At 67.0% G+C, this 24,038-nt stretch carries 13 protein-coding genes and 1 tRNA gene; 12 read left to right on the top strand and 2 right to left on the bottom strand.

Annotated elements, in window-relative coordinates; all coding sequences use genetic code 11:
- Nucleotides 1-10 precede the first annotated feature (10 nt).
- Complete coding sequence (gene mutM / locus EWM63_RS10750) at nucleotides 11-844, bottom strand: bifunctional DNA-formamidopyrimidine glycosylase/DNA-(apurinic or apyrimidinic site) lyase (protein ID WP_130186511.1); 834 nt, start codon at nucleotides 842-844, stop codon at nucleotides 11-13.
- A 128-nt stretch (nucleotides 845-972) separates the two neighbouring features.
- Between mutM and EWM63_RS10745 the strand changes: the two genes are divergently transcribed.
- From EWM63_RS10745 to EWM63_RS10720, 6 genes are all read left to right on the top strand, one after another.
- Nucleotides 973-2,781 carry a tetratricopeptide repeat protein gene (locus tag EWM63_RS10745; RefSeq protein ID WP_130186510.1) on the top strand — a complete coding sequence of 603 codons (1,809 nt, stop codon included), beginning with the start codon at nucleotides 973-975 and terminating at the stop codon, nucleotides 2,779-2,781.
- 7 nt (nucleotides 2,782-2,788) lie between these two features.
- Entirely contained in the window at nucleotides 2,789-3,403 is a 615-nt protein-coding gene (locus tag EWM63_RS10740) for an outer membrane lipoprotein LolB (protein WP_130186509.1), read from the top strand.
- Nucleotides 3,400-4,287 carry a 4-(cytidine 5'-diphospho)-2-C-methyl-D-erythritol kinase gene (ispE, locus tag EWM63_RS10735; RefSeq protein ID WP_130186508.1) on the top strand — a complete coding sequence of 296 codons (888 nt, stop codon included), beginning with the start codon at nucleotides 3,400-3,402 and terminating at the stop codon, nucleotides 4,285-4,287. Before EWM63_RS10740 ends, ispE begins: the two co-directional genes overlap by 4 nt.
- A 94-nt stretch (nucleotides 4,288-4,381) precedes the next feature.
- Nucleotides 4,382-4,458 (top strand) — tRNA-Gln (locus tag EWM63_RS10730).
- Between the two features lie 160 nt (nucleotides 4,459-4,618).
- Nucleotides 4,619-5,569 carry a ribose-phosphate pyrophosphokinase gene (locus tag EWM63_RS10725; protein WP_130186507.1) on the top strand — a complete coding sequence of 317 codons (951 nt, stop codon included), beginning with the start codon at nucleotides 4,619-4,621 and terminating at the stop codon, nucleotides 5,567-5,569.
- A 193-nt stretch (nucleotides 5,570-5,762) separates the two neighbouring features.
- Entirely contained in the window at nucleotides 5,763-6,362 is a 600-nt protein-coding gene (locus tag EWM63_RS10720) for a 50S ribosomal protein L25/general stress protein Ctc (RefSeq protein ID WP_130186506.1), read from the top strand.
- Between the two features lie 198 nt (nucleotides 6,363-6,560).
- Here EWM63_RS10720 and EWM63_RS10715 read toward each other — a convergent pair whose 3' ends face one another.
- Nucleotides 6,561-7,727, bottom strand: a complete 1,167-nt coding sequence (locus EWM63_RS10715; RefSeq protein WP_130185175.1) for an IS4 family transposase — start codon at nucleotides 7,725-7,727, stop codon at nucleotides 6,561-6,563.
- Between the two features lie 381 nt (nucleotides 7,728-8,108).
- On the opposite strand from EWM63_RS10715, the gene pth reads away from it, so the two are divergent.
- The 6 genes from pth to EWM63_RS10685 all read left to right on the top strand — a co-directional run bounded on the left by pth (nucleotide 8,109) and on the right by EWM63_RS10685 (nucleotide 24,032).
- Nucleotides 8,109-8,681 (top strand): aminoacyl-tRNA hydrolase, encoded by a 573-nt coding sequence (gene pth / locus EWM63_RS10710; protein ID WP_130186505.1) that lies wholly within the window; start codon nucleotides 8,109-8,111, stop codon nucleotides 8,679-8,681.
- Nucleotides 8,682-9,165: 484 nt separating this feature from the next.
- Nucleotides 9,166-9,867, top strand: coding sequence for an ABC transporter ATP-binding protein (locus EWM63_RS10705; protein WP_130186504.1), 702 nt, complete (start codon nucleotides 9,166-9,168; stop codon nucleotides 9,865-9,867).
- Nucleotides 9,864-11,102 (top strand): ABC transporter permease, encoded by a 1,239-nt coding sequence (locus EWM63_RS10700; RefSeq protein ID WP_130186503.1) that lies wholly within the window; start codon nucleotides 9,864-9,866, stop codon nucleotides 11,100-11,102. Before EWM63_RS10705 ends, EWM63_RS10700 begins: the two co-directional genes overlap by 4 nt.
- Nucleotides 11,095-11,853 carry an outer membrane lipoprotein-sorting protein gene (locus EWM63_RS10695; protein WP_130186502.1) on the top strand — a complete coding sequence of 253 codons (759 nt, stop codon included), beginning with the start codon at nucleotides 11,095-11,097 and terminating at the stop codon, nucleotides 11,851-11,853. The genes EWM63_RS10700 and EWM63_RS10695 overlap by 8 nt, the downstream gene beginning before the upstream one ends.
- Before the next feature lie 59 nt (nucleotides 11,854-11,912).
- Nucleotides 11,913-13,187, top strand: a complete 1,275-nt coding sequence (locus EWM63_RS31785) for a hypothetical protein (RefSeq protein WP_165390798.1) — start codon at nucleotides 11,913-11,915, stop codon at nucleotides 13,185-13,187.
- A 30-nt stretch (nucleotides 13,188-13,217) separates the two neighbouring features.
- On the top strand, nucleotides 13,218-24,032 hold the full coding sequence (locus tag EWM63_RS10685) for a non-ribosomal peptide synthetase/type I polyketide synthase (protein WP_130186501.1): 10,815 nt from the start codon (nucleotides 13,218-13,220) through the stop codon (nucleotides 24,030-24,032).
- The last annotated feature ends 6 nt before the right edge of the window (nucleotides 24,033-24,038 follow it).

Raw genomic sequence — 24,038 nt, 5'->3', positions numbered from 1 at the left:
CGTTGCTCCCTCATTTCTGGCAATTCACGCAATAGAACGTGGAACGCTGCCCCTGCTTGATCTGCCGGATCGGCGCGCCGCACACGCGGCAGGGCAGGCCCGCCCGGTCGTACACGAAATACGTGTTCTGGAAATAGCCGGACTGGCCATTGACCGCGATGAAGTCGCGCAGCGTGCTGCCGCCCTGCACGATCGCCTCGGCCAGCACGTCGCGGATCGCCTGCGCCAGCTTCTTGTAGCGCGCCAGGCCGATACGGCCGGCCGGCGTCTTCGGGTTGATCCCGGCGCGGAACAGGCTCTCGGAACAGTAGATATTGCCCACGCCGACGACGATGTCGCCCGCCAGCAGGGCCGATTTCACCGCCACGCTGCGGCCGCGCGTTTTCCGGTACAGCAGCTCGCCGGTAAAGCCGGGGCCCAGCGGTTCCACGCCCAGGCCGCGCAGCAGCAGATGCGTATCGAGTTCGCCTTCCTCCTTCGGGTGCCACAGCACGGCGCCGAAGCGGCGCGGGTCCGTCATGCGCAGCACCTGCTGCCCCTGCGGGCCATCCACCACCAGGTCGAAGTGGTCGTGTTTCTGCGCCGGCACGCCGGGCGGCAGCACGCGCAGGTGCCCGCTCATGCCCAGGTGGATGATCAGCGTGCCGTGTTCGAATTCCACCAGCAGGTATTTGCCGCGGCGCCCCGTAGTGGCCACCGTGCGGTCGGCCAGGATCTGGGGCAGGGCGGCGGGAAACGGCCAGCGCAGGCCGGCGCGGCGCAGCACCACGTCGCGCACCGCGCGGCCTTCGAGGTGGGGCGCGACGCCGCGCCGGGTGACTTCGACTTCGGGTAGTTCTGGCATAGAAACGAATGGGAGTCCGGCGAAACCTGGTTGCACCTGCGCGTTGCTCCGCGGGATACGTCGTGGATGACAGCCGCAGCCGCGCAGGCGATGGGTTGGGCGTAGAATCAGGGTTTGACCCGACCTGGATGCATGCCTTGAAATACGCACTCGCCATTGTAACCCTCTCGGCCCTGCTGTCCGCGTGCGCTGTTGCGCCAGAAAAACAGGCCGATGGCGAAGCCGCCGCCACGCCAGCCGTGCCTTCGGCGGCGGGGCCGTCCGGGGAGCCGGGTGCCGACGCCATCGCCGCCACCCTGCAGCACGAGGAAAAGCTGCCCGCCGTCGAACTGACCAGCGACCTGTTCTACAAACTCACGAAAGCCGAACTCGATTTCAAGCGGGGGCAGTGGCAAAGCGCGTATGTGTCGATGATGGTGCTGGCGCAGCAGACCCGCGATCCGCGGCTGGCGCGCCGTTCGGCCGAAATGGCGCTGGCGGCCAAGCAGGGCAACGAGGCCCTGGCCGCGATCCGCCTGTGGCGCGAGCTGGCACCCGATTCCGATGAAGCCGTGCAGTATTTCCTGGGCTTTTCCGTGCTGGGCGACGACCTGTCCGAGTCGGAAAAGGTCTTCGCGCAGCGCCTGGGCGCCGCGCCGGCCGAGGCGCGCGGCCTGGTCATGTTCCAGATGCAGCAATACCTCTTGCGGGCCAACGACAAGGCCGCCGCGTTCGCGCTGATGGAACGGGTGCTCGCGCCTTACGCCGCCACGATGGAAAGCCACCTGGTGCTGGCGCAGGCCGCCTATGCGGCCGACAAGCGCGATCGCGCCACGGCCGAGGCGAAACGCGCACTGGAGTTGAAGCCCGATTCCGAGCTGGCCGTGCTCACCCTGGCACAGGTGCTCGGCGATGCCGATGCGGCCGGCCAGTTGTTCGCCGGGTTCCTGGACAGGAACCCGGCTGCCCGCGAGGTGCGCGCCGCCCATGCGCGCCTGCTGGTGGAGCAGAAGCGCTACGACAAGGCGCGCGTCCAGTTCGAACGGATGCTCAAGGATGAGCCGGACAATCCCGGCACCCTGTATGCGCTGGGCATCATGTCGCTCCAGGCCGGCGACCAGAAATCGGCCGAGGATTACCTGCGCCGCTTCGTGGCCGTGCTGGGCGACAGCGACGAGCCCGATCGCGATCCGTCGAAAGGCCTGATGCTGCTGGCGCAGATCGCCGAGGAACGGGGCGATTTCGACGGCGCGCTGGGCTGGCTGGAGAAGGTGAGCAGCGACGATCCGCGGCTGTACATGACATCGCGCCTGAAGCGCGCGCACCTGACGGCGAAGAAGGGCGAACTGGAACGGGCCCGCACGATGCTCCACGAGATCGCCGCCATCGATCCCGCCGAGCAGGCCGAGGTGCTGCAGACGGAGGGCCAGCTGCTGCGCGATGCCGGCCGCGGTGCCGAAGCCTACACGCTGCTGGCCGATGCCGCGCAGCGCTTCCCGGACAGCCCCGACCTGCTGTACGACTTCGCGCTGGCCGCCGAGAAGCAGGGCAAGCACGAGGAAATGGAGGCGGCGCTGCGCAAGGTGATGGCGGCGGTGCCGGACAACCACCATGCCTATAATGCGCTCGGCTATTCGCTGGCCGAGCGCAACGTGCGCCTCGACGAAGCCCATGCGCTGATCGACAAGGCCCTGAAGATGGCGCCGAACGATCCGTACATCATGGATTCGATGGGTTGGGTACAGTTCCGCATGGGGCGCCTCGAGGAAGCGGAAGCCACGCTGCGCCGCGCCCATGCGCTGCGCAATGATGCCGAGATCGCCGTGCACCTGGGCGAGGTGCTGTGGCAGCGCGGCAAGCGCGACGAGGCGCAGAAGCTGTGGCGCGAAGCGCGCACCAAGGACCCCAAGAACGATGTGCTGCGCGATACGCTGGCACGCCTGAACACCAGTCTCTGAGAACCGCATGACGATAAAACGCCGCTTCACCACCGCCGCATTGGCAACCGCATTGGCTACCTTGCTTGCCGGCTGCGCCACCACCCCGCAAGGCCCGCTCTCCTCGGCTCCCGTGGCACCTTATGCCGACACGCTGGAAACCGATGGCCGCCTGTCCGTCAACTACCTCCGCGCCGGCAAGCAGGAATCGATTTCCGGCAAGTTCTCCTGGCGCCAGAGCGCCGCGCGCACCGACGTGACCCTGGCCTCGCCGCTGGGGCAGACGATCGCCACGATCGCCGTCACGCCCGGCGAGGCCACCCTGAAGGAGGGCAGCAAGCCGCCGCGCAGCGCCGCCGATGTCGACACACTGTCGGCGCAGGTGCTGGGCTGGCCGCTGCCCGTGTCCGGCCTGCGCGACTGGCTGCAGGGTTACGCCGTGGCGGCGGACGGCAAGCGCGTCGCGGTCAGTCCGGCGCAGCCGAAAATCACCACACGCGATGGCTGGCAACTCGAATTCGTGTCATGGCAGGAGGGCGTCACGCCGCCGAAGCCGCGCCGCATCGATGCCAGCCGGGGCGCCATCGGCGATATCGACAGCATCGACATCCGCATCGTGATCGACGGGGCGGCCGCGCAATGACCCGGCTGGAACACTGCCCGGCACCCGCCAAGCTGAACCTGTTCCTGCACGTGACGGGGCGCCGGCCGGACGGCTACCACCTGCTGCAGACGGCCTTCGTGCTGGTCGACCGCTGCGACACGCTGGATTTCACGCTGCGCGACGACGGGCAGGTGCGCCGCGTCACCGATATCCCCGGCGTGCCGGAAGACAGCGACCTGGTCGTTCGCGCGGCCCGGCTGCTGCAGGAGGAAGTGCAGCGCCGCACCGGCACGCTGCCGCCGGGCGTGGACATCGCGCTGCACAAGATCTTGCCGATGGGCGGCGGGCTGGGCGGCGGCTCGTCGGACGCCGCCACCACGCTGATGGCGCTGAACCGGCTGTGGGGCGCGGGGCTGTCGAAACAGGCGCTGATGGACCTGGGCCTGCCGCTGGGGGCCGACATCCCGTTCTTCATCTTCGGCGAAACGGCGTTTGCCGAAGGCGTGGGCGAGGCGCTGCAAGCCGTTGCCGTGCCCGATTGCTGGTATGTCGTCATCGAACCGGGCGTGCAAGTGCCGACTGCGCACATTTTCACGTCGGAGTATTTGACAAGGAACACAGCCGCCGTCATAATCTCGGACTTTTCCAGGCACTACGCGGTTCAGAGCAGTGAGCTGCGACAGTTCGGGAAAAACGATTTGCAACAAGTGGCCACCCGCTTGTTCCCGCCGGTAGCCGAGGCGGTGGAATGGCTGGGGGCTTACGGCGATGCCAGGATGACTGGCTCCGGTGCATGCGTGTTCTGCGCGTTTCACAGCGAAGAACAGGCCGATGCGGTGCTCGACGCTTTCAAGCGGCAAGCGCCAGCCACCTGGAAGGGGTGGAAAGCAAAGGCGCTCCGCAAGCATCCGCTGGCACTTTAACGGTGTGAAAGTTGCGAAGCGTAAAAAGATTTGGTGTTACGTCGTTTTGCTAGTATAATGCTCGCCATCTGACGGAACACAGTCAGTCAAGCGTAGGGGAATCGCCAAGCTGGTTAAGGCACCGGATTTTGATTCCGGCATACCAAGGTTCGAATCCTTGTTCCCCTGCCACAAATTCTTCAAGTCTGTCGAAGCGCAGCGCAGGTATCCGGCCTGACAGTCTTAGAAAAACAAGAAAAGCCCCTGCTCAGCCGGGGCTTTTTTATTCCGACGCCGATTTTTGTTTCATATCGGTGGTATTTCAAGTCAAGCTTACCTTCCTGGGACTCCCATGGCTTACGAAAACCTGATGGTTTTTACCGGCAACGCTAATCCTGCATTGGCAGAAGGGGTCGCGAAAAATCTCGGCATCCCCCTCGGCAAAGCGGTCGTTTCGAAATTCTCGGACGGCGAAGTAATGGTCGAAATCAACGAAAACGTCCGCGGTAAAGACGTCTTCGTGCTGCAATCGACCTGCGCGCCGACGAACGACAACCTGATGGAACTGATCCTGATGGTCGATGCCCTGAAACGCGCATCCGCTGGCCGCATCACGGCCGCCATCCCTTACTTTGGTTATGCACGCCAGGACCGCCGCCCGCGTTCCGCCCGCGTCGCGATTTCCGCCAAAGTCATCGCCAACATGCTGGAAGAAGCCGGTGTCGAGCGCGTCCTGATCATGGACCTGCACGCCGACCAGATCCAGGGCTTCTTCGATATTCCCGTCGATAACATCTACGCTTCCCCGATCCTGCTGGGCGACCTGCAGAAGAAGGATCACCAGGACCTGCTGGTGGTGTCGCCCGACGTCGGCGGCGTGGTGCGTGCCCGCGCGCTGGCCAAGCGCCTCGGCTGCGACCTGGCGATCATCGACAAGCGCCGCCCGAAAGCCAACGTTTCCGAAGTGATGAACATCATCGGCGACGTGGAAGGCCGCAACTGCGTGATCATGGACGACATGGTCGACACCGCCGGCACGCTGGTGAAAGCCGCCGAAGTGCTGAAGGAACGCGGCGCCAAGAAAGTCATCGCGTATTGCACGCACGCCGTGTTGTCCGGCCCGGCGATCGACCGCATCACCAATTCGTCGCTGGACGAACTGGTCGTGACGGACACGATCCCGCTGTCCGAAGCCGGCAAGGCCTGCGGCAAGATCCGTCAACTGACCTGCGCACCGCTGCTGGCAGAGACGTTCAAGCGCATCATCAAGGGCGATTCCGTGATCTCCCTGTTCGTCGACTGATTTTTTCAGCGAACGATTGAAATTCCAGGCGGCGCGCCCGGTGAAGCAGTACTTCACCGGGCGCGCCGCCAAAGTTTTATCCGGTATCGCGTATGCGCCGCCGGTTTTCCGGAGCCGCCTGGTCGCGGGTGGCTTCTAATCAAGGGTATAACAACCCACGGGATGCGAATCCCGGCTCTTTTTGGAGTATCAAATGAAAGTTGTTGCATTCAAACGCGAACTGCAGGGCACGGGTGCGAGCCGCCGCCTGCGTATTTCCGGCCAGACCCCTGGCATCATCTACGGCGGCACCGAAGCCCCGGTGACGATCGCCCTGGACCACAACGCGCTGTACCACGCGCTGAAGAAAGAAGCCTTCCACGGTGCCGTGCTGGACCTGGAAATCGACGGCAAAGTGCAGCAAGTGCTGCTGCGCGACTTCCAGATGCACGCATACAAGCAACTGGTCCTGCACGCTGACTTCCAGCGCGTTGACGCCAACCAGCCTGTGCACGTCAAAGTGGCACTGCACTTCGAAAACGCTGAAGTCTCCCCGGCAGTGAAACTGCACGGCGCGACCATCAGCCACGTGACCAACGAAATCGAAGTGTCCTGCCTGCCAGGCCAACTGCCTGAGTTCATCACCGTCGACCTGACGAACATGGACGTCGGCACCTCGCTGCACGCATCGAACCTGACGCTGCCGGAAGGCGTGACGCTGATCACCCACGGTTCCGACCTGACGATCGCTACCGCATCGGTACCGGCCGGCCAAGTGTCCGCCGACGCAGCTGCGACCGAAGAGAAGAAGTAATCTCTTCCGCATCGAGAAAACCCGCTCCGGCGGGTTTTTTTTCGCCAATCTTTCCTGAAAAATGGTGTACGTCCCCAATGCCGTTAAGTTAAGGCGACGTGATCATTTGAGTCGGCGTTAGCGCGCCTGGTGTCGGACATTTTTTTCGGGCGCTCCATCCGGAAAATGTGTCGGACACCACTAGTGTCCGGACGTTTCTCATAGGAGAGCGAGCTGAATCTGCTCGCTTTTTTGTAGATCATCGTTGTCTGCTCCGCTAAGTAGTTGATTTAATGGGGAAGTTTCGAACATTGCCAGATTGAGAATCTGTAGAATTTCGTAGAGACTTTGGGGTAGTTGGAGGCGTTTTTTTGCGATGGCGATCAGGACGTAGGTCGCGATTGCGATCCAAATTTGGGTCTTCACGGCGTTCTCGCTGGTGCCATAAAACGCCTTGATGCGTAGATGTTGTTTGATCCACTTGAAGAACAGTTCGACCTGCCACCGCTGCTTGTAGAGGCCCGCGATCGTCTCCGGGCTCAGTGAAAAATTGTTCGTCAAAAAGCTGATGCGCTTGCCCGTTTCGTCCTTCACGACCACGCGTCGCAATGCGTCTGGGTAGCGCGAAGCGGTCGCTGGGATCGCCAACACAACGGTCTGATCGCATTCCACATTCGTGTTGGCGCAGTCGACTGAATGCGAGTAACGACGCCTAAGCTTGGTGTTGCTTCTTGCCCTCGAGACGAAGAACGCGCCCATCAAATTGAGGTTGTAGAGACGTTCGAAATCGAGGTAGCCGCGATCTAGCAAGTAGAAAGCGCCTGGTTCAATCGTCAGTCTGTCGAAGCCTCGGACGTCACTCATTTTGCCGTCCGAGATATGGATGAAGCTTGGTATAGAGCCCCGTAGATCAAGCAGTGTATGAAGTTTGATGGCTGCTTTGGTCGACTTGAATGGTGCCCACGGATAGACCGACAGGCATAGATCGATTGTCGTCGAGTCGAACGCATACACAGTATTTTTGAGGTCGACGTCCAGTTCCTCACCAACGTACAAAGGTCTGGCAATGCCGATAAGATGCGCTGCGAGATCGGCATAGATTTGCCATGGCCGCGTCTCGTTTGCATCGGCCAGTGTGCTACGGGAGATCGTCTTGCAGCGGAAGCCCATGTGATAGAGCCGGGCTGCTTGAGCCCTGAGATTGAGCTCGATGTCACGCAGCGATTCGCGATAGGTGAGCTGAGCGAATGCCATCGCCAAGAACTGGTCAAGACATGAAAACGTCTTGACCTTGTAGTGACCTTGGTGGGCTGCGACGCAGCGTCGAAACGTGGTGAGTGGCAGATGCGTCATGATCTGCGCAAAGACGAGTTTGCCCTGATGCATGGGAGCCTTTCGCGGTTGCCAGCAAAAGGCCCAAGTCTGCGCTCAAAATTGAAATCGAGACCAGACCAAACCGTCGAAATCTCGCGTGGAATCAGTAGCTTACAGACGCCATCCGGACCAACGTCCGGACACTAGTGGTCGGACACCGGTCTTCGCCTGATGTTGCCGAATTCCTGAGCGGAAAACCGGTGTCCGACACCAAGAAGCCGGTGTCCGACACCAATACGCTCGCGCCGCGAGCTGCATCGGATTCCGCTAACTGAACGGCATTCGGGAACGTCCCCATTTTTCAGGAAAGATTTACTAGTTGTCATGCTCTTTCGTTTCGGCGCTATCTCCGCGATAATCCGCCCTTCCAATCCATCCACACTCCAGCGCGCCATGACCATTCGCCTGATCGTCGGCCTCGGCAACCCCGGCCCCGAATACGAGCAAACCCGCCACAACGCCGGCTTCTGGCTGGTGGACAACCTCGCCATCGGCCCGCTGCAGCGCGAGAGCCGTTTCAATGCGCTGGCGCAAAAGACGTCCATCGGCGGCAGCGAAGTCTGGCTGCTGGAACCGCAAACGTACATGAACCGTTCCGGCCAGTCGGTCGGCGGCCTGGCGCGCTTCTTCAAGATCAATCCGGACGAGATTCTCGTCGTGCACGATGAACTGGACCTGCCGCCCGGCGTGGCCAAGCTGAAGAAGGGCGGGTCGTCCGGCGGGCACAATGGCCTGAAGGACATCACCGCCGCCCTCGGCACGCAGGATTACTGGCGCCTGCGCATCGGCATCGGCCACCCGCGCACGCTGAACCTCACGCAGAACGTGGCCGACTTCGTGCTGCACCGGCCGCGCCGCGAGGAGCAGTTGCTGATCGACGAAGCGATCCGCAAAAGCCTGACCGTCATTCCCCTCGCCGTCGCCGGCAAGATGGCGCAGGCCACCATGGAACTGCACAGCAATTGATTCACCGGCCTCTCCGGAGGCCAACTCTCCCGCCCCACTGCGCCTTCATGCGCTGTCACATGGATTTTTTCTCCCCGATAAAAATCCCATAACCTTATTACCTGTACACATTTGCGACAAAAGCGGCACAACTGCACGATGGATTGTGCTGCGCACCATGGATAACATGCCTTCACTTGATCAAGGTCGCATCCATTATAAAAACCGATCGAGTCAGGCATATGGTTATTGTTTTTTTGTCATTGCCAGGTCATAACGCGTCGTTAGAGTCGCGAACAGACTAAGCGGCCTCGGCCGTTGCGACCACTTCCCGCAACCAGCAGTACAGCAGTCGTAACCGATACTCGCAGCAGGCAGCGCAGTAGGAATACCAGCAGTAATCAGCACCCGTCAGCGATAAGACAGCCACCGCTGTCCACGATCCGGCAACGCCACGCGTGTCGCCGCGGGGCCCCGTTTTGCCTGATTTTTCAAGGAGCATCCTTTGAACATCGTAGAACTCACCCACGTCGAAAAGGCGTATGGCAAGGACCAGGGCAGGGTTGTTGCACTGCACAAGCTCAGCCTCGAGGTCCAACCGGGCGAATTTGCCTGCGTATGGGGCGCATCGGGCAGCGGCAAGTCCACGCTGCTCAACCTCATCGGCCTGCTGGACCGTGCCGACCTGGGCACCGTGCACATCGACGGTACCGACTGCGCCACGCTCGATGAAACGGAAGCGGCGAAATTCCGCAACGCCACCGTCGGCTTCGTGTTCCAGGGTTTCAACCTGGTGCCGGTGCTGAGCGCGCTGGAAAACGTGATGATGCCGTTGCAGATCGCCGGCGTCGCCGCCGCCGAAGGCAAGGCCCGGGCGCTGCGCATGCTGGCCGACGTGGGGCTGGAACAGCAGGCCCGCAAGCGGCCGGACGAGATGAGCGGCGGCCAGCGCCAGCGCGTGGCGATCGCCCGGGCGCTCGTCAACGACCCGAAGCTGGTGCTGGCCGACGAACCCACCGCCAATCTCGATTCCGTCACCTCCGAATCCGTGATCGGCCTGATGCGCAGGCTGAACGAGGAGAAGGGCGTCACCTTCGTGTTCTCCACCCACGATGCGCGCCTGCTCGGCTATGCCAGCCGGCGGCTGGAGCTGTCCGACGGCCGCATCGTCACCGATACCCGTACCGCCACCGAAAAGGCCGCATGATGGACACGATCACCCGCTTCAAGCTCGCCGCCCGCAACGCGGTCCGCAACCGCCGGCGCAGCATGGCCACGCTGGCCTCCGTCGTCATCGGCTTCGTCGCCCTGTCGCTGTTCGAGGGGTACTTCGTCTCCGTCTACAGCTCGCTGGAAGATGAAGTCATCGTCGGCGAACGCCTCGGCCACCTCACCGTGGGCAAGCCCGGCCTGTACGACAAGGGCGCCCAGGATCCGCGCCGCTATGCCTTCACCGAAAGCGAACTGGCCACGGCCACGGCGCGGCTGGCGGCAGTGCCCGGCGTGAAACTGGTCAGCCCGCGCATCACGCTGTCGGGCCTGGTCAGCAATGGCGACACGTCGCGCATCTACATCGGCGAAGGCATGCGCGCCGAAGACATGTTCGCGTTGCGCGGCGAGAAATATGCGAACCAGCCGGGACTGCTCGATCCCCAGCGCACGCAGGGCGCCGTGTTCGGCCGGCGGCTGGCCGAATCGCTGGGCCTGAAAGTCGGCAGCGATGCCAGCCTGCTGGGTGGCACGCTGGACGGCATGGTCAATGCCGTCGGTGTCGAAATGCTGGAAGCGTCGGCCACCGGCAGCCTGGGCACGGACGACAAGTTCATCCTCACCTCGCTCGAGACCGCGCGCCGGCTGATGGCCTACGACGGCGCGGAACGCATCGTGCTGCTGCTGGAAGACGGCACCGACCTGGCCGCCACCGCCGCCGCCGTGAAGACCGCGCTGGCGATCGATGGCATCGCCGTTGAGGTGCGCGACTGGCGCACGCTGTCGGCCTACTACAACCAGGTGAAAAGCCTGTTCGACATGATGTACCTGTTCATCAGCGTCGTCGTCGCCATCGTCGTGCTGGCCAGCGTGTTCAACACGATGGGCATGACGATCACCGAGCGCACCCGCGAGATCGGCACGCTGCGCGCGCTGGGCATGCAGGTGCGCACGCTCGACAGCCTGTTCGTGCTGGAAGGCATGCTGATCGTGGCCGTCGGCTGCGGCCTCGGCATCGCGATCACGGTGGTCGCCGGCTTCCTGATCAATGGCGCCGGCATCACCTACACGCCGCCGGACGCCGCCGCCGCAGTGCCGCTGGTCGTCGAGCTCGTCGCCGCCAACCTCGGCGGTTCCCTGTTCACGCTGGTCGTGCTGGCCGCCCTGGCCTCGTACCTGCCCGCCCGGCGCGCGTCGCGTCGCAACATCACAGGAGCACTTTCTCATGTTTAACGCCAAACACCTGATGCGGCTGCTGCTCGCAGCCGCAGCCACCTTCAACGCGCAGGCAGCGACTGCCGCGCCCGATCCCAACAAGCTGCTCGAACAGAGCGACATGGCGCGCGGCGGCGGCCTGAAAGGCGTGCAGCTGTACAGCAGCGTCACCGAGATCCGCGACGGCCAGGCCGGCTCGGAACTGAAGCTGCAGATCCAGGCCGCCGCCGCCGACAGCCTGATCAGCTTTACGGAACCGCCACGGGTGCGCGGCAACCGCATGCTGATGCAGGGCCGGAACATGTGGTTCGCCTCGCCGGACGTGCGCAAGCCGATCGCCATCTCGCCGCGCCAGCGCATGCTGGGCGAAGCGTCGAACGGCGACATCGCCACCACCAACTACAGCCGCGACTACGATGCCGCGCTGGCGGGCGAGGGCACCGTCGATGGCCGCCCCGTATGGGTGCTGGACCTGAAGGCGAAATCCACGTCGGTGGCCTACGACCGCATCCGCTACTTCATCGACAAGGAAAGCGCGCTCGGCATCAAGGCGGAATACTTCGCCGTGTCCGGCAACGTGCTCAAGACAGCCCGCATCGAGTACGACAACCACGTGCGGCACAACGGCCAGACCGTGCGCTTCGTCAGCAAAATGGAAATCGCCGACGCGCTCGAACCATCGAAGCGCACCGTCCTCAAATACTGGGACGTCAAGGTGAACGACATTTCGTCGTCCACGCTCAGCCTGGCGAACCTGACGCGGAATTGATGTGCCACTGATGCACAACTGAACGTTTCAGGCTCAACCCACCAACAACGAGGTCTTCCATGCGATGTGCTCTGGTAGTGCTGGCCACCCTGGCGGCCGGTACGGGGAACGTGTACGCCGGCGCGCCGGAATTCGGCGCCGACCTGGTGCTGTTCAGCTCCCTGTACGACGTGCGCGCCGACAGCAGCTACAACCCGGACAACCTGCTGGCAGGGCTGCCGCGCATGCAGCATGGCGCGCAAGCCCGGCTGCGCTGGCGCATGGAAGGCGAGTATGGCGTGCTGGCGATCGGCCCGCGCGTCACGTTCAGCAAGGCTACCGGTACCAACGCCGCCAGCGGCGACACGCGGGAGACCAAGGCCTATCTGCAGAATTGGCTGGTCGAAGGGCGCCTCGGCAATGTCGACGTGTTCTACAGCCGCGAGCTGATGCTGTGGGGGCCGTCGCAGTTCGCCTCGCCGTCGAATCCGTTCTTCACCGAGACGAACCAGGTGAACCCGTTCACGGAACTGCCCTCGCGCGATTTCGTCGGTGCCCGCTGGCGCATCGACGACCGCAACACCGTGGCGCTGGTGCGCAATGTCGACGAAGGCCGCGACCGCGAAGTGCTGCGCCCGTTCAAGCCCGAGACGGCGCTGCGGGCCGACCACGTGGGCGACGTGTTCGCCGTCGGTGCCGTGGCCTCGCACCGCGCCGGCCGCAACCAGTACGGCGCCTATGGCCAGTGGACCGTCAACGATGCCGTCATCGTGTACTTCGACGCCGCCACGTTCCGTGGTTCGCGCCGGCTGCTGGCCCTCGCTCCAGGTGTGGCAAACAACGGCACGCAGGACTGGCAGCTGGCAACGCGGGCCGACGACCGCAAGCGCCACTACGACGTGCTCGTCGGCGGTTCCTACACCTTCGAAGGCGGCAGCACCGTGAACCTGGAATACCGCCGCAATACGGAAGGTTACTCGGCGGCCGAGCGGGCGGCGCTCGATGCGTTTGCCGTCGCGCAGGCGGGCCGCTTCCGCAGCAGCGATCCGTTCGCCGCCGGTGCCGCGGCAGGGCAGCTGGGCGCCGTGGTGCAACCATATGCCCGCACGTTCGGCCGCGACTCCGTGTACATGCAATACGTGAACCGCAGCATCGCCCCCGCTACCAGCCTGGTGGCACAGGTCAGCTATGGCCTGGATTCAAAGGACGGCAGCACCACGATCGTGATTTCCCACGACCTGAACGACCGCATCAAGCTGGCCGCCAACCTGACGGTGCCCTTCGGCAGCCGCCATGGCGACACCCGCCGCTACCTGGACAGCGTGCTGTTCCTCGGCATGACGGCAAGTTTCTGACATCGACACTAAAACTATCAGGGGCAACCGATGAACATGCACGACGACTTCGATCCGCGCGACCTGGTGGACCTGCTGCAACAGCAGGCCGCCCGGCTGCCGGATTTCCCGGTCCTCACCTACCTGCGGGACGGCGAGGAAGCCGCCGCCACCGCCACCTTCGCCGATCTCGACAAGGAGGCGCGCGCCATCGCGCAGGCGCTGTCCGCCAGCACGCAGCCAGGCGACCGGGTGATGCTGCTGTACCTGCCGGGCATGGAATTCACCAGCGCGTATTTTGGCTGCCTGTATGCGGGCCGCATCGCCGTGCCCCTGCCGCCGCCACGGCCGGCGCGCCTGCAGCAGACGCTGGAAAAACTGCTGGCCATCGCCGCATCGGCCGCGCCGCGCGCCGTGCTGACCACGCGCCTGCTGGCCGACAAGGCGGCCGAATCGTTCGATGCGATGCCGGCACTGCGCGACATGGCATGGATCGCCAGCGAGGAAGTCGACACCGCCCGCGCCGATGACTGGCGGCGGCCGCAGATCGACCCGCATGGCGTGGCCTTCCTGCAGTACACGTCCGGCTCGACCGCGCTGCCGAAAGGCGTGATGCTGACCCACGCGAACCTGCTGGCCAACACCGAATACTTTGCCCGCGGCTGCGCGCATGGTGAACATTCCAGCCTGCTGAACTGGCTGCCGCCGTTCCATGACCTGGGCCTGATCTATGGCCTGCTCACGCCGATCCGGCTGGCGATCCGCGGCTACATCATGCCGAACGCCTCGTTCGTGCAGCAGCCGTCGCGCTGGGTGCGCGCCATCAGCCGCTACCGCATCACGCACACGATGGGGCCGAACTTCGCCTTCGACCTGGCCATGAAAAGCGTGACCGCCAGCGAACTGGCGGAACTGGACCTGTCGTGCTGGCAGGGCGCGCTGAACGGCGCCGAGCCCGTGCGGATGGAAACCATGCGCGCCTTCACGGAAAGATTCGCCGCAGCGGGCTTCCGCGCCGGCGTGTTCAACCCGAGCTGGGGCCTGGCCGAAGCCAGCTGCATCGTCACCGGCAGCCACCTGAAGGTGGCCGGCCAGGAGCCGAACGGCCTGTTCGTCGATGCCCGCGCGCTGGAATGCCACCGCGTCGAGCCGCGTGCCGAGGGCGGTCCGGGCACCACCTGGCTGGCCTGCAGCGGCTACCCGATCGGCGATACGGAACTGGCCATCGTCGATCCGGCCACGCGCCTGCATTGCGCGGCCGACCGCGTGGGCGAGATCTGGGTGCGCAACGCCGCCGTCGGCGCCGGCTACTGGGAAAACCCGCAGCGCACCGAGGAAACGTTCGGCGGCACGCTGGCCAGCGATGCCTCCAGCGATGCCGCCAGCAGGAACGCCCGGCGCTGGATGCGCACCGGCGACCTGGGTTTCCTGCACGACGGGCAGGTCGTCATCGCCGGCCGCATGAAGGACGTGATCATCATCCGCGGCCGCAACCACTATCCGCAGGACATCGAACATACCGTCGACAGCGCGCACCCGCTGCTGCGCCCGGCCGGCGCGGCGGCGTTCGCGGTGCAGGTCGGCGGCGAAGAGCAGTTGTGCGTGGTGGCGGAGACCGACCGCCGCTTCAACTCCGAGCGCGATACCGATGAAGTGCTGACGGCCATCCGCCGCAGCATCGCCGACAGCCACGAGCTGAAGGTGGCCGGCATCGCCCTGATCCGCCAGGGCACGATCCCGAAAACAACCAGCGGCAAGGTGCAGCGCCGCGCCACGAGCGCGATGTTCCTGGACGGCACGCTGGAAGAAAAGGCCGGCTGGCGCAGCCCGGCGCTGCTGGCCGCGCAGGCAGCTGCCGGCACCGCGGGCACGCCGGCACCGGCCGATGAGGCCGGTATCGAAGCCTGGCTGCGCCACCGCGTGGCCGAGCTGGCGGGCCTGCCGGTCGAGGCGATCCGTGCCGACCGCGCGTTTGCCGACTGGGGCCTCGATTCGAACGATGCCGTGCGCCTGTCCGGCGAACTGGAACGCGAATTCGCCATGCCCGGCCTGCCGACCACGCTGCTGTTCGACCATCCAACGCCGGCCGCCGTGGCGTGCCACCTGGCCGCCGCATTTGCCGATTCGTCGGCACCGGCGATGCCGGAACACCCGGCGGCGCAGGAGCAGGCACGCGACGATATCGTCGTCGTCGGCATGCATGGCCGCTTCCCCGGTGCGCCGGACCTGGCGGCGTTCTGGCAACTGCTGCGCGAAGGCCACCGCGCCGTCGGCATGCCATCGGCCGCGCGCCGCGCATTGGGTGCCGATGGCGAGGCCGGCTGGCTGGACGATATCGACGGCTTCGATGCCCCGTTCTTCCACCTCGCCGCGCACGAAGCCGAACGGATGGACCCGCGCCAGCGCTTGTTGCTGATGAGTGCTTGGCATGCGCTGGAAGCGGCGCGCATCCCGCGCGAACAACTGGCCGGCAGCCGCACCGGCGTGTTCGTCGGCATCAGCGGCCAGGAATACGGCCAGCGCGTGCTCGACGACGTGGCAGGTGGCCATGCCGCCACCGGTGGCGCCAACAGCATCGTTGCCAACCGGCTGTCGTACTTCCTCGACCTGCGCGGCCCCAGCGTGGCGATCGACACGGCATGCTCGTCGTCGCTGGTGGCGTTGCACATGGCGTGGCGCAGCCTGCGGGATGGCGAATGCGATACCGCCATCGTCGCCGGCGTCAACCTGCTGCTCGACGAGCGGCTGTCGGCCACGCTGCGCCGCGCCGGCATGCTGTCGCCGAGCGGCGCGTGCCACAGCTTCGACGCGTCGGCCGATGGCTATGTGCGCGGCGAGGGCGTCGTCACCGTCGTGCTGCGCCGGCGCGATACGGCCGAGGCATCCGGCAATCCCATCCTGGCCCGCATCGCCGGCAGCGCCGTCAACCAGGATGGCCGCAGCTTCGGGCTGACGGCACCGAACGGCAACGCCCAGCAGCAACTGCTGCGCGCCGCGCTGGATGCCGCCGGTATCGCGGGCGCTACCGTGCAATACGTCGAAGCGCACGGCACCGGCACCGCGCTGGGCGACCCGATCGAATGGAACGCCCTGAACGCGGTCGTTGGCGCGGACCGTGGCGATGGCAATGGCGCCAACGCACCTTGCCTGGTCGGCACCGTGAAGGCCAATATCGGCCACCTGGAGGCGGCCGCCGGCCTGGCCGGTTTCGTGAAGGCCGTGCTGTGCCTGCGGCACCAGCAGGTGCCGCCCGTCGCCGGGCTGTCGCAAGCCAATCCAAGGCTCGACCGCGCCGAAGGCCGCCTGCAACTTGCCGATGGCACGGCGCCCGCCGCGCCGCTGCGCCACGTGGGCATCACGTCGATGGGTTTCGGCGGCACCAATGCCCATGTGATCCTCGAACGTCATGACACCGTGGCACCTGCAAACACGGGATCCCTGCCCACCGCGGTCCTGCCGGTCAGCGCGGAATCGGAAGGGGCGCTGCGCGCGCTGTGCCACGCCTATGCGCGGCAATTGCGTGAAGACCCGGCCGCGCTGCACCGCCTGTCCCGCGTGGCGGCAGCGGGCCGTTCCGCACTGTCGCGACGCGCCGTGGCCATCGGCACCGATGCGGCGGATCTCGCCGCGCAGCTGGAAGGCGCCGCCAGCCTGGCGCAGGGCGACGTGACGGGTCGCCCGGCACCGCGCATCGCCTTCGTGTTTGGCGGGCAGGGGGCGCAGCAGGCCGCGATGGGCGCGGAACTGTACCGCCACGTGCCGGCCTACCGCGAAGCGTTCGATGCCGCTGCCGCCGCGTTCGCGCAGCACGGCCTGCCAGTCACGGGCCACCTCGCGGGCCACCTCGCGGAACAACTCTACGGCAACGAACCGCTCGACGGTAAAACGCTGGCGCAAACCGCGTTTGCCCAGCCCGCGCTGTTCGCCTGCGAATACGCGCTGGCACGCACGCTGATGGCCTGCGGCATCCAGCCGGCCGCCGCGTTCGGCCACAGCCTGGGCGAATACATGGCGGCCTGCATCGCCGGCGCGCTCGACCTGGAAGACGCGGCCCTGCTGGTGGCCACGCGCGCCCGGCTGATGAGCCACTGCACGGGCGGCGCGATGCTGGCCGTCACGGGCCGCGCCGACCTGCTCGATACGTGGCTGGCGCACCTGCCGGCCGGTGTCGAGCTGGCGGCCGTCAACGCGCCCGGCGTGGTCACGCTGACCGGCCCGGCCGCGGCCCTCGACACCGCACGTGAAGCCGTGCTGGCCGCCGGCTTCACTGCGCAGCCGCTCCAGGTCGAAACGGCCTTTCACTCGGCACTGATGGATCCGGTGCTCGGCGAATTCGGCCGCGTGGCCGCCGGCATCGGCTACCGCGTGCCCGTCATCCCGCTCTACGGCAACCTGCGCGGCACCCGTTTGCAGCAGGTCGACGGCGGCTACTGGGTCGATCACCTGCGCGGCACGGTGCGCTTCGCCGATTGCGTTGTCGCCGCCCAGGACGAGGGTGCGGACGTGCTGCTGGAAATCGCGCCGCAGGCCGTGCTGGCGGGCCTGCTGCGGCGCGGCGCCGTACCGGGCACCGACGTGGTGTCGTGCGTGCCCGGCACCGCGCTGCGCGGCATTTTCGCCGCGCTGGCCCGGCTGTACTGCATCGGCGCGCGGCCCGACTGGGCGGCGCTGGCCGGCACGGATGCCGACCCCGCCATCGCGCTGCCGGCTTACCCGTTCGATCTCGCTTCCCACTGGATTTCAACTTCCGAGGCACCTGTCATGAATGCTCCCCATACGCCGGCCGCCGTTGCCGCTCCCACTACCCAGGCCGGCGCCGATGCCGCGGGCTGGCTGCGCGCCACGCTGGCCGAACTGCTGCGCTGCCCGGCCGATGCGGTGGACAACCGCCGCAGCTTCCTGGAAAGCGGTGCCGATTCGCTGGTGCTCACCGAGTTCGGCGGCCGCATCGAAACGCGCTTCGCCGTGAAGATCGAACTGCCCGCGCTGTTCGAAGGGCTCGACACGATCGACCGGCTGGCCGCGCACGTCGCGACGCATGCACCGGTGGTCATAGTGGAACCAACCGCACCGGCCTCCGCTGTCGCCCTTGCCGCCCCGATCGCCCCAGTCACCGCCGCGACCCCTGCCGCCGGCGGCATCGACAACCTGGCCCGCCTGTTCGAACAGCAACTGGCCACGCTGCGCGACGTGATGGCCTTGCAGATGGCGCAGGCCGGCGGCAATGCATCGATGGCATCGACACCCGTGGCACCTGCCGCGCCGGCGGCCGCCATGCCGTCGCAACCGGCTGCCGTTCCTGCGCCTGCCTCCGCGCCTGCTTCCGCATCTACTGCTCTCCTTGCACCCGCGGCCCCCGCCGCGCCGGCCCTCGACAGCCGCAAGGCCGCCCATATCGACGAGCTGGCCCGCGCCTATACCGCGAAAACGGCCGGCTCGCGCGCCTACGCCGAGCAGCACCGCGCCGTGTTCGCCGATTACCGCAGCTCGCTGGGTTTCAAGCGCGCCACGAAGGAGATGATCTACCCGCTGGTCGTCGACCGCGGCGCCGGCAGCCACGTCACCGACATCGACGGCAACGACTACGTGGACCTGACGATGGCCTTCGGTTCGTGCCTGTTCGGCCACAATCCGCCGATGGTCGTCGACGCATTGCGCAAGCAGCTGGTCGACGGCATCCAGGTGGGGCCGAAATCGCCCCTGTCCGGCCGGGCCGCCGCCCTGGTGGCGCGGCTGACCGGCGCCGAGCGCGTGGCGTTCGCCAACTCCGGCACCGAGGCCGTGATGACGGCGATCCGGCTGGCCCGCGCCGTCACCGGCCGCACGCGCATCATCCGCTTCACCGGTTCGTACCACGGCCATTCCGACGCCACGCTGGCCAGTGCCGGCCGTGGCGGCATCGAAGGCCAGCCCGGCGCCCCTGGCGTGCCGGCGTCCAGCGCGCGCGAAGTGACGATGCTGGAGTGGGGCACCGAAGCATCGCTGCAAAAGATCCGCGAACTGGCACCCGAAGCGGCGGCCATCATTGCCGAGCCGGTGCAGAGCCGCCGGCCCGGCCTGCAGCCCAAGGCGTTCCTGCACGAGCTGCGCCGCATCGCCGATGAAACGGGTTGCGCGCTGATGTTCGACGAGATGATCACCGGCTTCCGGCTGCACGCCGGCGGCGCCCAGGCGTGGTATGACGTGCGGGCCGATATCGTCACGTACGGCAAGGTGGCCGGCGGCGGCATGCCGATCGGGGTCATCGCCGGCCGTGCGCGCTTCATGGATGCGATCGACGGCGGCGCCTGGCGCTACGGCGACGATTCCGCGCCGCGCCAGCCGCACACGTTCTTCGCCGGCACGTTCTCGGCGCACCCGCTGACGATGGCCTCGTGCATCGCCGTGCTGGAACGCATCGAGGCGGAAGGCGAGGAACTGTACCGCACGCTGAACGGGCGCACGGCGCGGCTGGCGGCGCGGCTGAACGCGCACTACGCCGCCGCCCGGTTCCCGATCCACGTCGACCATGCCGGCTCGCTGCTGCGGTTCGTGTTCTTCAATAACTTCAGCGTCGAGTTCCAGCCGATCGAGGCAAACCTGTTCTTCTATCACATGACCTTGCGCGGCGTGTATATCTGGGAAGGCCACACGTGCTTCCTGACCACCGCGCACGACGATGCGGACATCGAACGCATCGTGGCTGCCGCGATCGACAGCGCCAACGCGATGCGCGCCGGCGGCTTCTTCCCGGGCGGCGATGGCGGCGGACTGTCTCTCGACAGAACCGCCATGGCGCCGGAAGCGGCCACGCTCGCGCTGGACGATTTCGCGCTGGCCGCATTCGCCGACGCCCTCGTCAAGCTGGGCTGGCGCGACGATGCGGCGGCCCCCGTGACGCCGGCCCATGCGAAACTGCTGAACCGCATGCTGGAACACCTGGGCGCGCCCCGTGCCGATGCGCTGCGCCGGCTGGCCGCCGCGCTGCCACAGCGCCGCGCCGTGCTGGCCGAGCGGCTGCCCCAGGCCATCGCCGCGCTCGCCGACCGCTGCGCGGTAGCGCTGCCGGACGTGCTGGCCGGCCGACGCGAAGCGGTCGACGTGCTGTTCCGCGGCGAAGGCTTCGAATGGCTCACGCGCCTGTATGCGGAAGCGCCGGGGGCGGCAGCGGCCAACGAACGGCTGGTCGACGCGGTGGCTGACTGCGAAAAGGCCGCCGGCCGGCCGCTGCGTATCCTGGAGGCAGGTGCCGGCACCGGCACCGTCGCGCGCCGCCTGCTGGCCCGGCTCGGCGCAGGGTGCGACTACTGGTACACCGACATCTCGCCGGCCTTCCTGGCCCGCGCCGAGCGCGAACTGGCCGATGACCGCGTCACGTACCGGCAGTTCGACCTCACCCGCGGCGCGGCGGAGCAGGGCATCGAGGGCACGTTCGACGTGATCGTCGCCGCCAACGTCGTTCACGCCACGCCCGACCTGGCGGCCACGCTGGCCAGGCTCGACGCGCTGCTGGTCGACGGCGGCACCCTGCTGCTGCAGGAATGCACACAGGCGCATGCGTGGCTCGACCTCGTGTTCGGCATCACCGAAGGCTGGTGGCAGCGCGACGATACGGACGTGCGCCCCGACCATGCGCTGATGCCTCCCGAACGCTGGCTCGACCGCCTTGCCACCGCCGGCTTCACGCAAGCGGAAGCGCTGCTCGTGTCGGCAGGCCAGGCCGTGCTGCGTGCGCGGCCAGTACGCGACCTCGCGCTGCCGATGTCGGAAGCGCAGCGCCAGATCCTCGTGCACCTGGAGCTGGGCGAGCAGATCGCACCGGCCTACAACGAAGGCGCGCTGTATGCCGTGACGGGCGATCTCGATGCGGGCCTGCTGGCACAGGCGTGGACCGCAGCGGTAGCACGCCACCCGCTGCTGCGTGCCCAGGTCGCCGAAGAGGGCGAGTGCTTCGTGGTGCCGGCCGCCGCGTCCTTGGCGCTTCAACAGGTCGACTTTTCGATGCTGGGCGATGGCGCAAAGGGGCGCGCGCGTGACTGGATCGCCGTGCGCCAGCGTACGCCGCTCGATCCGCGCCGAGGCCCGCTGGCCGGCGCCTGGCTGCTGTCGCTGCCGTCCGGCGAAGCCTGGCTATACCTGCTGGCGCACCACCTCGTCATCGACGGCATGTCGTTCGGCCGCCTGGCCGGCGAGCTGTGGGCGCTGTATGGCGCGCTGAAGCAGGGCGGCGTGGCGCCATTGAAACCGGTGCTGCCGGTCGACGCGGCCTGCCGCAAGCTCGACGAGATCGATCCGGCCGCCGCCGCCTACTGGCGCGACCGGCTGGCGCAGGTGCCGCCGGCACCGGAGCTGCCGGTCGACCGCCCGCTGCCCGCCGTGCAGCGCTTCGAAGCGGGCCGCGTCACGCTGCAGCTGCCGGCGGCCATGCTCGATGCCGTGCGCCGGCTCGGCGCCGCAGCCCAGGCCACGCCATTCATGACGCTGAACGCGGCCTGGCGCCTGCTGCTGGCCCGGCTGGGCGGTGCCGCCCGCTTCGTCATCGGGGTGCCGGTCTCCGTGCATCCGGCCGGCGCGGCGGAGTCGTACGTGGGCTTCGGCGTCAACGTCGTGCCGTTGACGACCGCCGTGGTACCGGAGCAGCCGTTCACCGATTTCCTGCGCAGCGTGCGCACCGAAGTGGCCGATGCGCTGGCGCACCGCGCATTCCCGTTTGCCGACATGGTGCGCGCCGCCGGCCTGGAACGCGACCCGGCCCGGCCGGCGCTCGTGCAGGTGCTGTTCAACTGCGAAGCGCACGACGCATGGCAGGGGGCGGGCGTGGCGACGCGCACAATGGTGCCGCCGGCCACGCACACGAAATACGAGCTCACGCTCGACGCGCTGCTGGCCACCGACGGCATCGAGCTGGTACTGACCTATTCGGCGGCATTGTTCGACGAAGCCACCGCCCAGACCATGCTGCGCCGCTATGCGCACCTGCTGGAGCGCATCGCTGCTGCGTCGCAACAGCCGCTGGCCGGCTTCGACGCGCTGCTGCCGGAAGAGCGCCAGGCGCTCGCAGCGCAGCCGGCGGTGGCGATGAACGAGGGCTGCCTGCACCGGCTGTGTGAAGCACAGGCCGCGCGCGACCCGGACGCGGTCGCGCTGCGCTGCGGGCTGGAGACAATGACATTCGGTGCACTCGATGCCCGCGCCAACCGGCTGGCCCATGCATTGCTGGCGCGCGGCGTCCGGCCCGAGGACCGCGTGGCCGTCTGCCTGCCGCGCACGGCCGACCTGCCGGTGGCGCTACTGGCCGTGCTGAAGGCCGGCGCGGCCTACGTGCCGGTCGATCCGGCCTACCCGGCCGCGTATATCGACACGGTGCTGCGCCTGTCCGGCGCGGCGCTGGTGATCACGGCCGCCGGCACGGGGGACGTGGCGCTGGGCGCCTGCCCGCGCTTCGTGCTGGACGATGCCGCGCTGGAAGCAAAACCGGAGCACGCACCGGCGGTGGATGTCTCGCCTTGCCAGCTGGCCTACGTGATCTTCACGTCCGGCTCCACCGGCGAACCGAAAGGCGTGGCGATCGAGCACCGCACCGTGTGCACCTTCCTCGACTGGGCCGCCGCCGAGTTCACGGCCGAGGAACGGGCCGGCATGCTGGCCTCGACGTCGGTGTGCTTCGACCTGTCCGTCTTCGAGCTGTTCCTGCCGCTGGCGCACGGCGGCAGGATCGTCCTGGTCGACAACGTGCTGGCGCTGACGCAGGGCGGCGATGCCGGCGACGCCCGGTTTGCCGACGTCACGCTGGTCAATACCGTGCCCAGCGCCGCCGCCGAGCTGGCCCGCGAGCAGTGCCTGCCGCCGGCCGTGCGCGTGCTGAACCTGGCCGGTGAAGCGTTGCCGCAGGTGCTGGTCGACGGCGTGCGCGCCCTGTGGCCGCAGCTGACCGTCTGCAACCTGTACGGCCCGACCGAGGACACCACGTATTCCACGTGGCTGCGCCTGGCGCCGGGCGAGGAGGGCGCCGTCACGATCGGCCGCCCGTTGCCGGGTACCCGCCTGTATCTGCTGGACGAAGCGCTGCAGCCGGTGCCGGCCGGCGCGCAGGGTGAAATCTGCCTCGCCGGCAACGGCCTGGCGCGCGGCTACCTGGGCCGCCCCGGCATGACCGCCGAGCGCTTCATTCCCGATCCGCTGTCCGGCAATGCCGGCAGCCGCATGTACCGCACGGGTGACCTGGGCCGGCTGCTGCCCGACGGCACCGTGGAATACCTGGGTCGCCGCGACGACCAGCTGAAGATCCGCGGCCACCGCGTGGAACTGGGCGCGATCGACGCGGCGCTGCGCGCCGTGCCCGGCGTCGAGGCCGGCGCCGTCGTCGCGCATAGCGAACCGGCCCGGCTGGCAGCCTTCTACAGCGCGGCCAGCGACATGGAAGCGCCACTGCGCGCCGCGCTGGCCGAGCGCCTGCCGCGCTGGATGGTGCCGTCCTCGTTCCACCGCCTGGCGCAACTGCCGCTCACGCCGAACGGCAAGACCGACCGCCGCGCACTGGCCGGGCTGGCGGCGACGGGTGCCGGCGAACCGCAAACGCACGCCCGGCAGGCGCCCCGCAACGCCGTCGAGGAAGACCTGGCGCAGCGCTTTGCCGTGCACCTCGGCCTGGAACCTGAAGCGGTCGGCATCGATGGCGACTTCTTCGCGCTGGGCGGCCATTCGCTGCTGGCCACGCGGCTGCTGTTCGACGTGAACCAGCACTGGCACGCGGCGCTGCGCCTGTCGGACCTGATGACGCGGCCCACCGTGGCCGAACTGTCGCAAACGCTGCTGGCCGCGCTGGCCGATGGCATGGGCGACCTGCATGAACTGGTGGCCGAAGTGTCCGCCGACCCCGCGCTGTAAGGAGAA

It is taken from the genome of Pseudoduganella lutea, assembly GCF_004209755.1.
GTDB classification, from domain to species: domain Bacteria; phylum Pseudomonadota; class Gammaproteobacteria; order Burkholderiales; family Burkholderiaceae_D; genus Rugamonas; species Rugamonas lutea.
This window is presented reverse-complemented; position numbering and strand designations above follow the sequence as displayed.

What these genes read in the sequence shown, in the direction of transcription:
- mutM (WP_130186511.1), bottom strand. Translation starts at nt 844, where the DNA reads ATGCCAGAACTACCCGAAGTCGAAGTCACCCGGCGCGGCGTCGCGCCC.
- EWM63_RS10745 (WP_130186510.1), top strand. Translation starts at nt 973, where the DNA reads ATGCATGCCTTGAAATACGCACTCGCCATTGTAACCCTCTCGGCCCTG.
- EWM63_RS10740 (WP_130186509.1), top strand. Translation starts at nt 2,789, where the DNA reads ATGACGATAAAACGCCGCTTCACCACCGCCGCATTGGCAACCGCATTG.
- ispE (WP_130186508.1), top strand. Translation starts at nt 3,400, where the DNA reads ATGACCCGGCTGGAACACTGCCCGGCACCCGCCAAGCTGAACCTGTTC.
- EWM63_RS10725 (WP_130186507.1), top strand. Translation starts at nt 4,619, where the DNA reads ATGGCTTACGAAAACCTGATGGTTTTTACCGGCAACGCTAATCCTGCA.
- EWM63_RS10720 (WP_130186506.1), top strand. Translation starts at nt 5,763, where the DNA reads ATGAAAGTTGTTGCATTCAAACGCGAACTGCAGGGCACGGGTGCGAGC.
- EWM63_RS10715 (WP_130185175.1), bottom strand. Translation starts at nt 7,727, where the DNA reads ATGCATCAGGGCAAACTCGTCTTTGCGCAGATCATGACGCATCTGCCA.
- pth (WP_130186505.1), top strand. Translation starts at nt 8,109, where the DNA reads ATGACCATTCGCCTGATCGTCGGCCTCGGCAACCCCGGCCCCGAATAC.
- EWM63_RS10700 (WP_130186503.1), top strand. Translation starts at nt 9,864, where the DNA reads ATGATGGACACGATCACCCGCTTCAAGCTCGCCGCCCGCAACGCGGTC.
- EWM63_RS10695 (WP_130186502.1), top strand. Translation starts at nt 11,095, where the DNA reads ATGTTTAACGCCAAACACCTGATGCGGCTGCTGCTCGCAGCCGCAGCC.
- EWM63_RS31785 (WP_165390798.1), top strand. Translation starts at nt 11,913, where the DNA reads ATGCGATGTGCTCTGGTAGTGCTGGCCACCCTGGCGGCCGGTACGGGG.
- EWM63_RS10685 (WP_130186501.1), top strand. Translation starts at nt 13,218, where the DNA reads ATGAACATGCACGACGACTTCGATCCGCGCGACCTGGTGGACCTGCTG.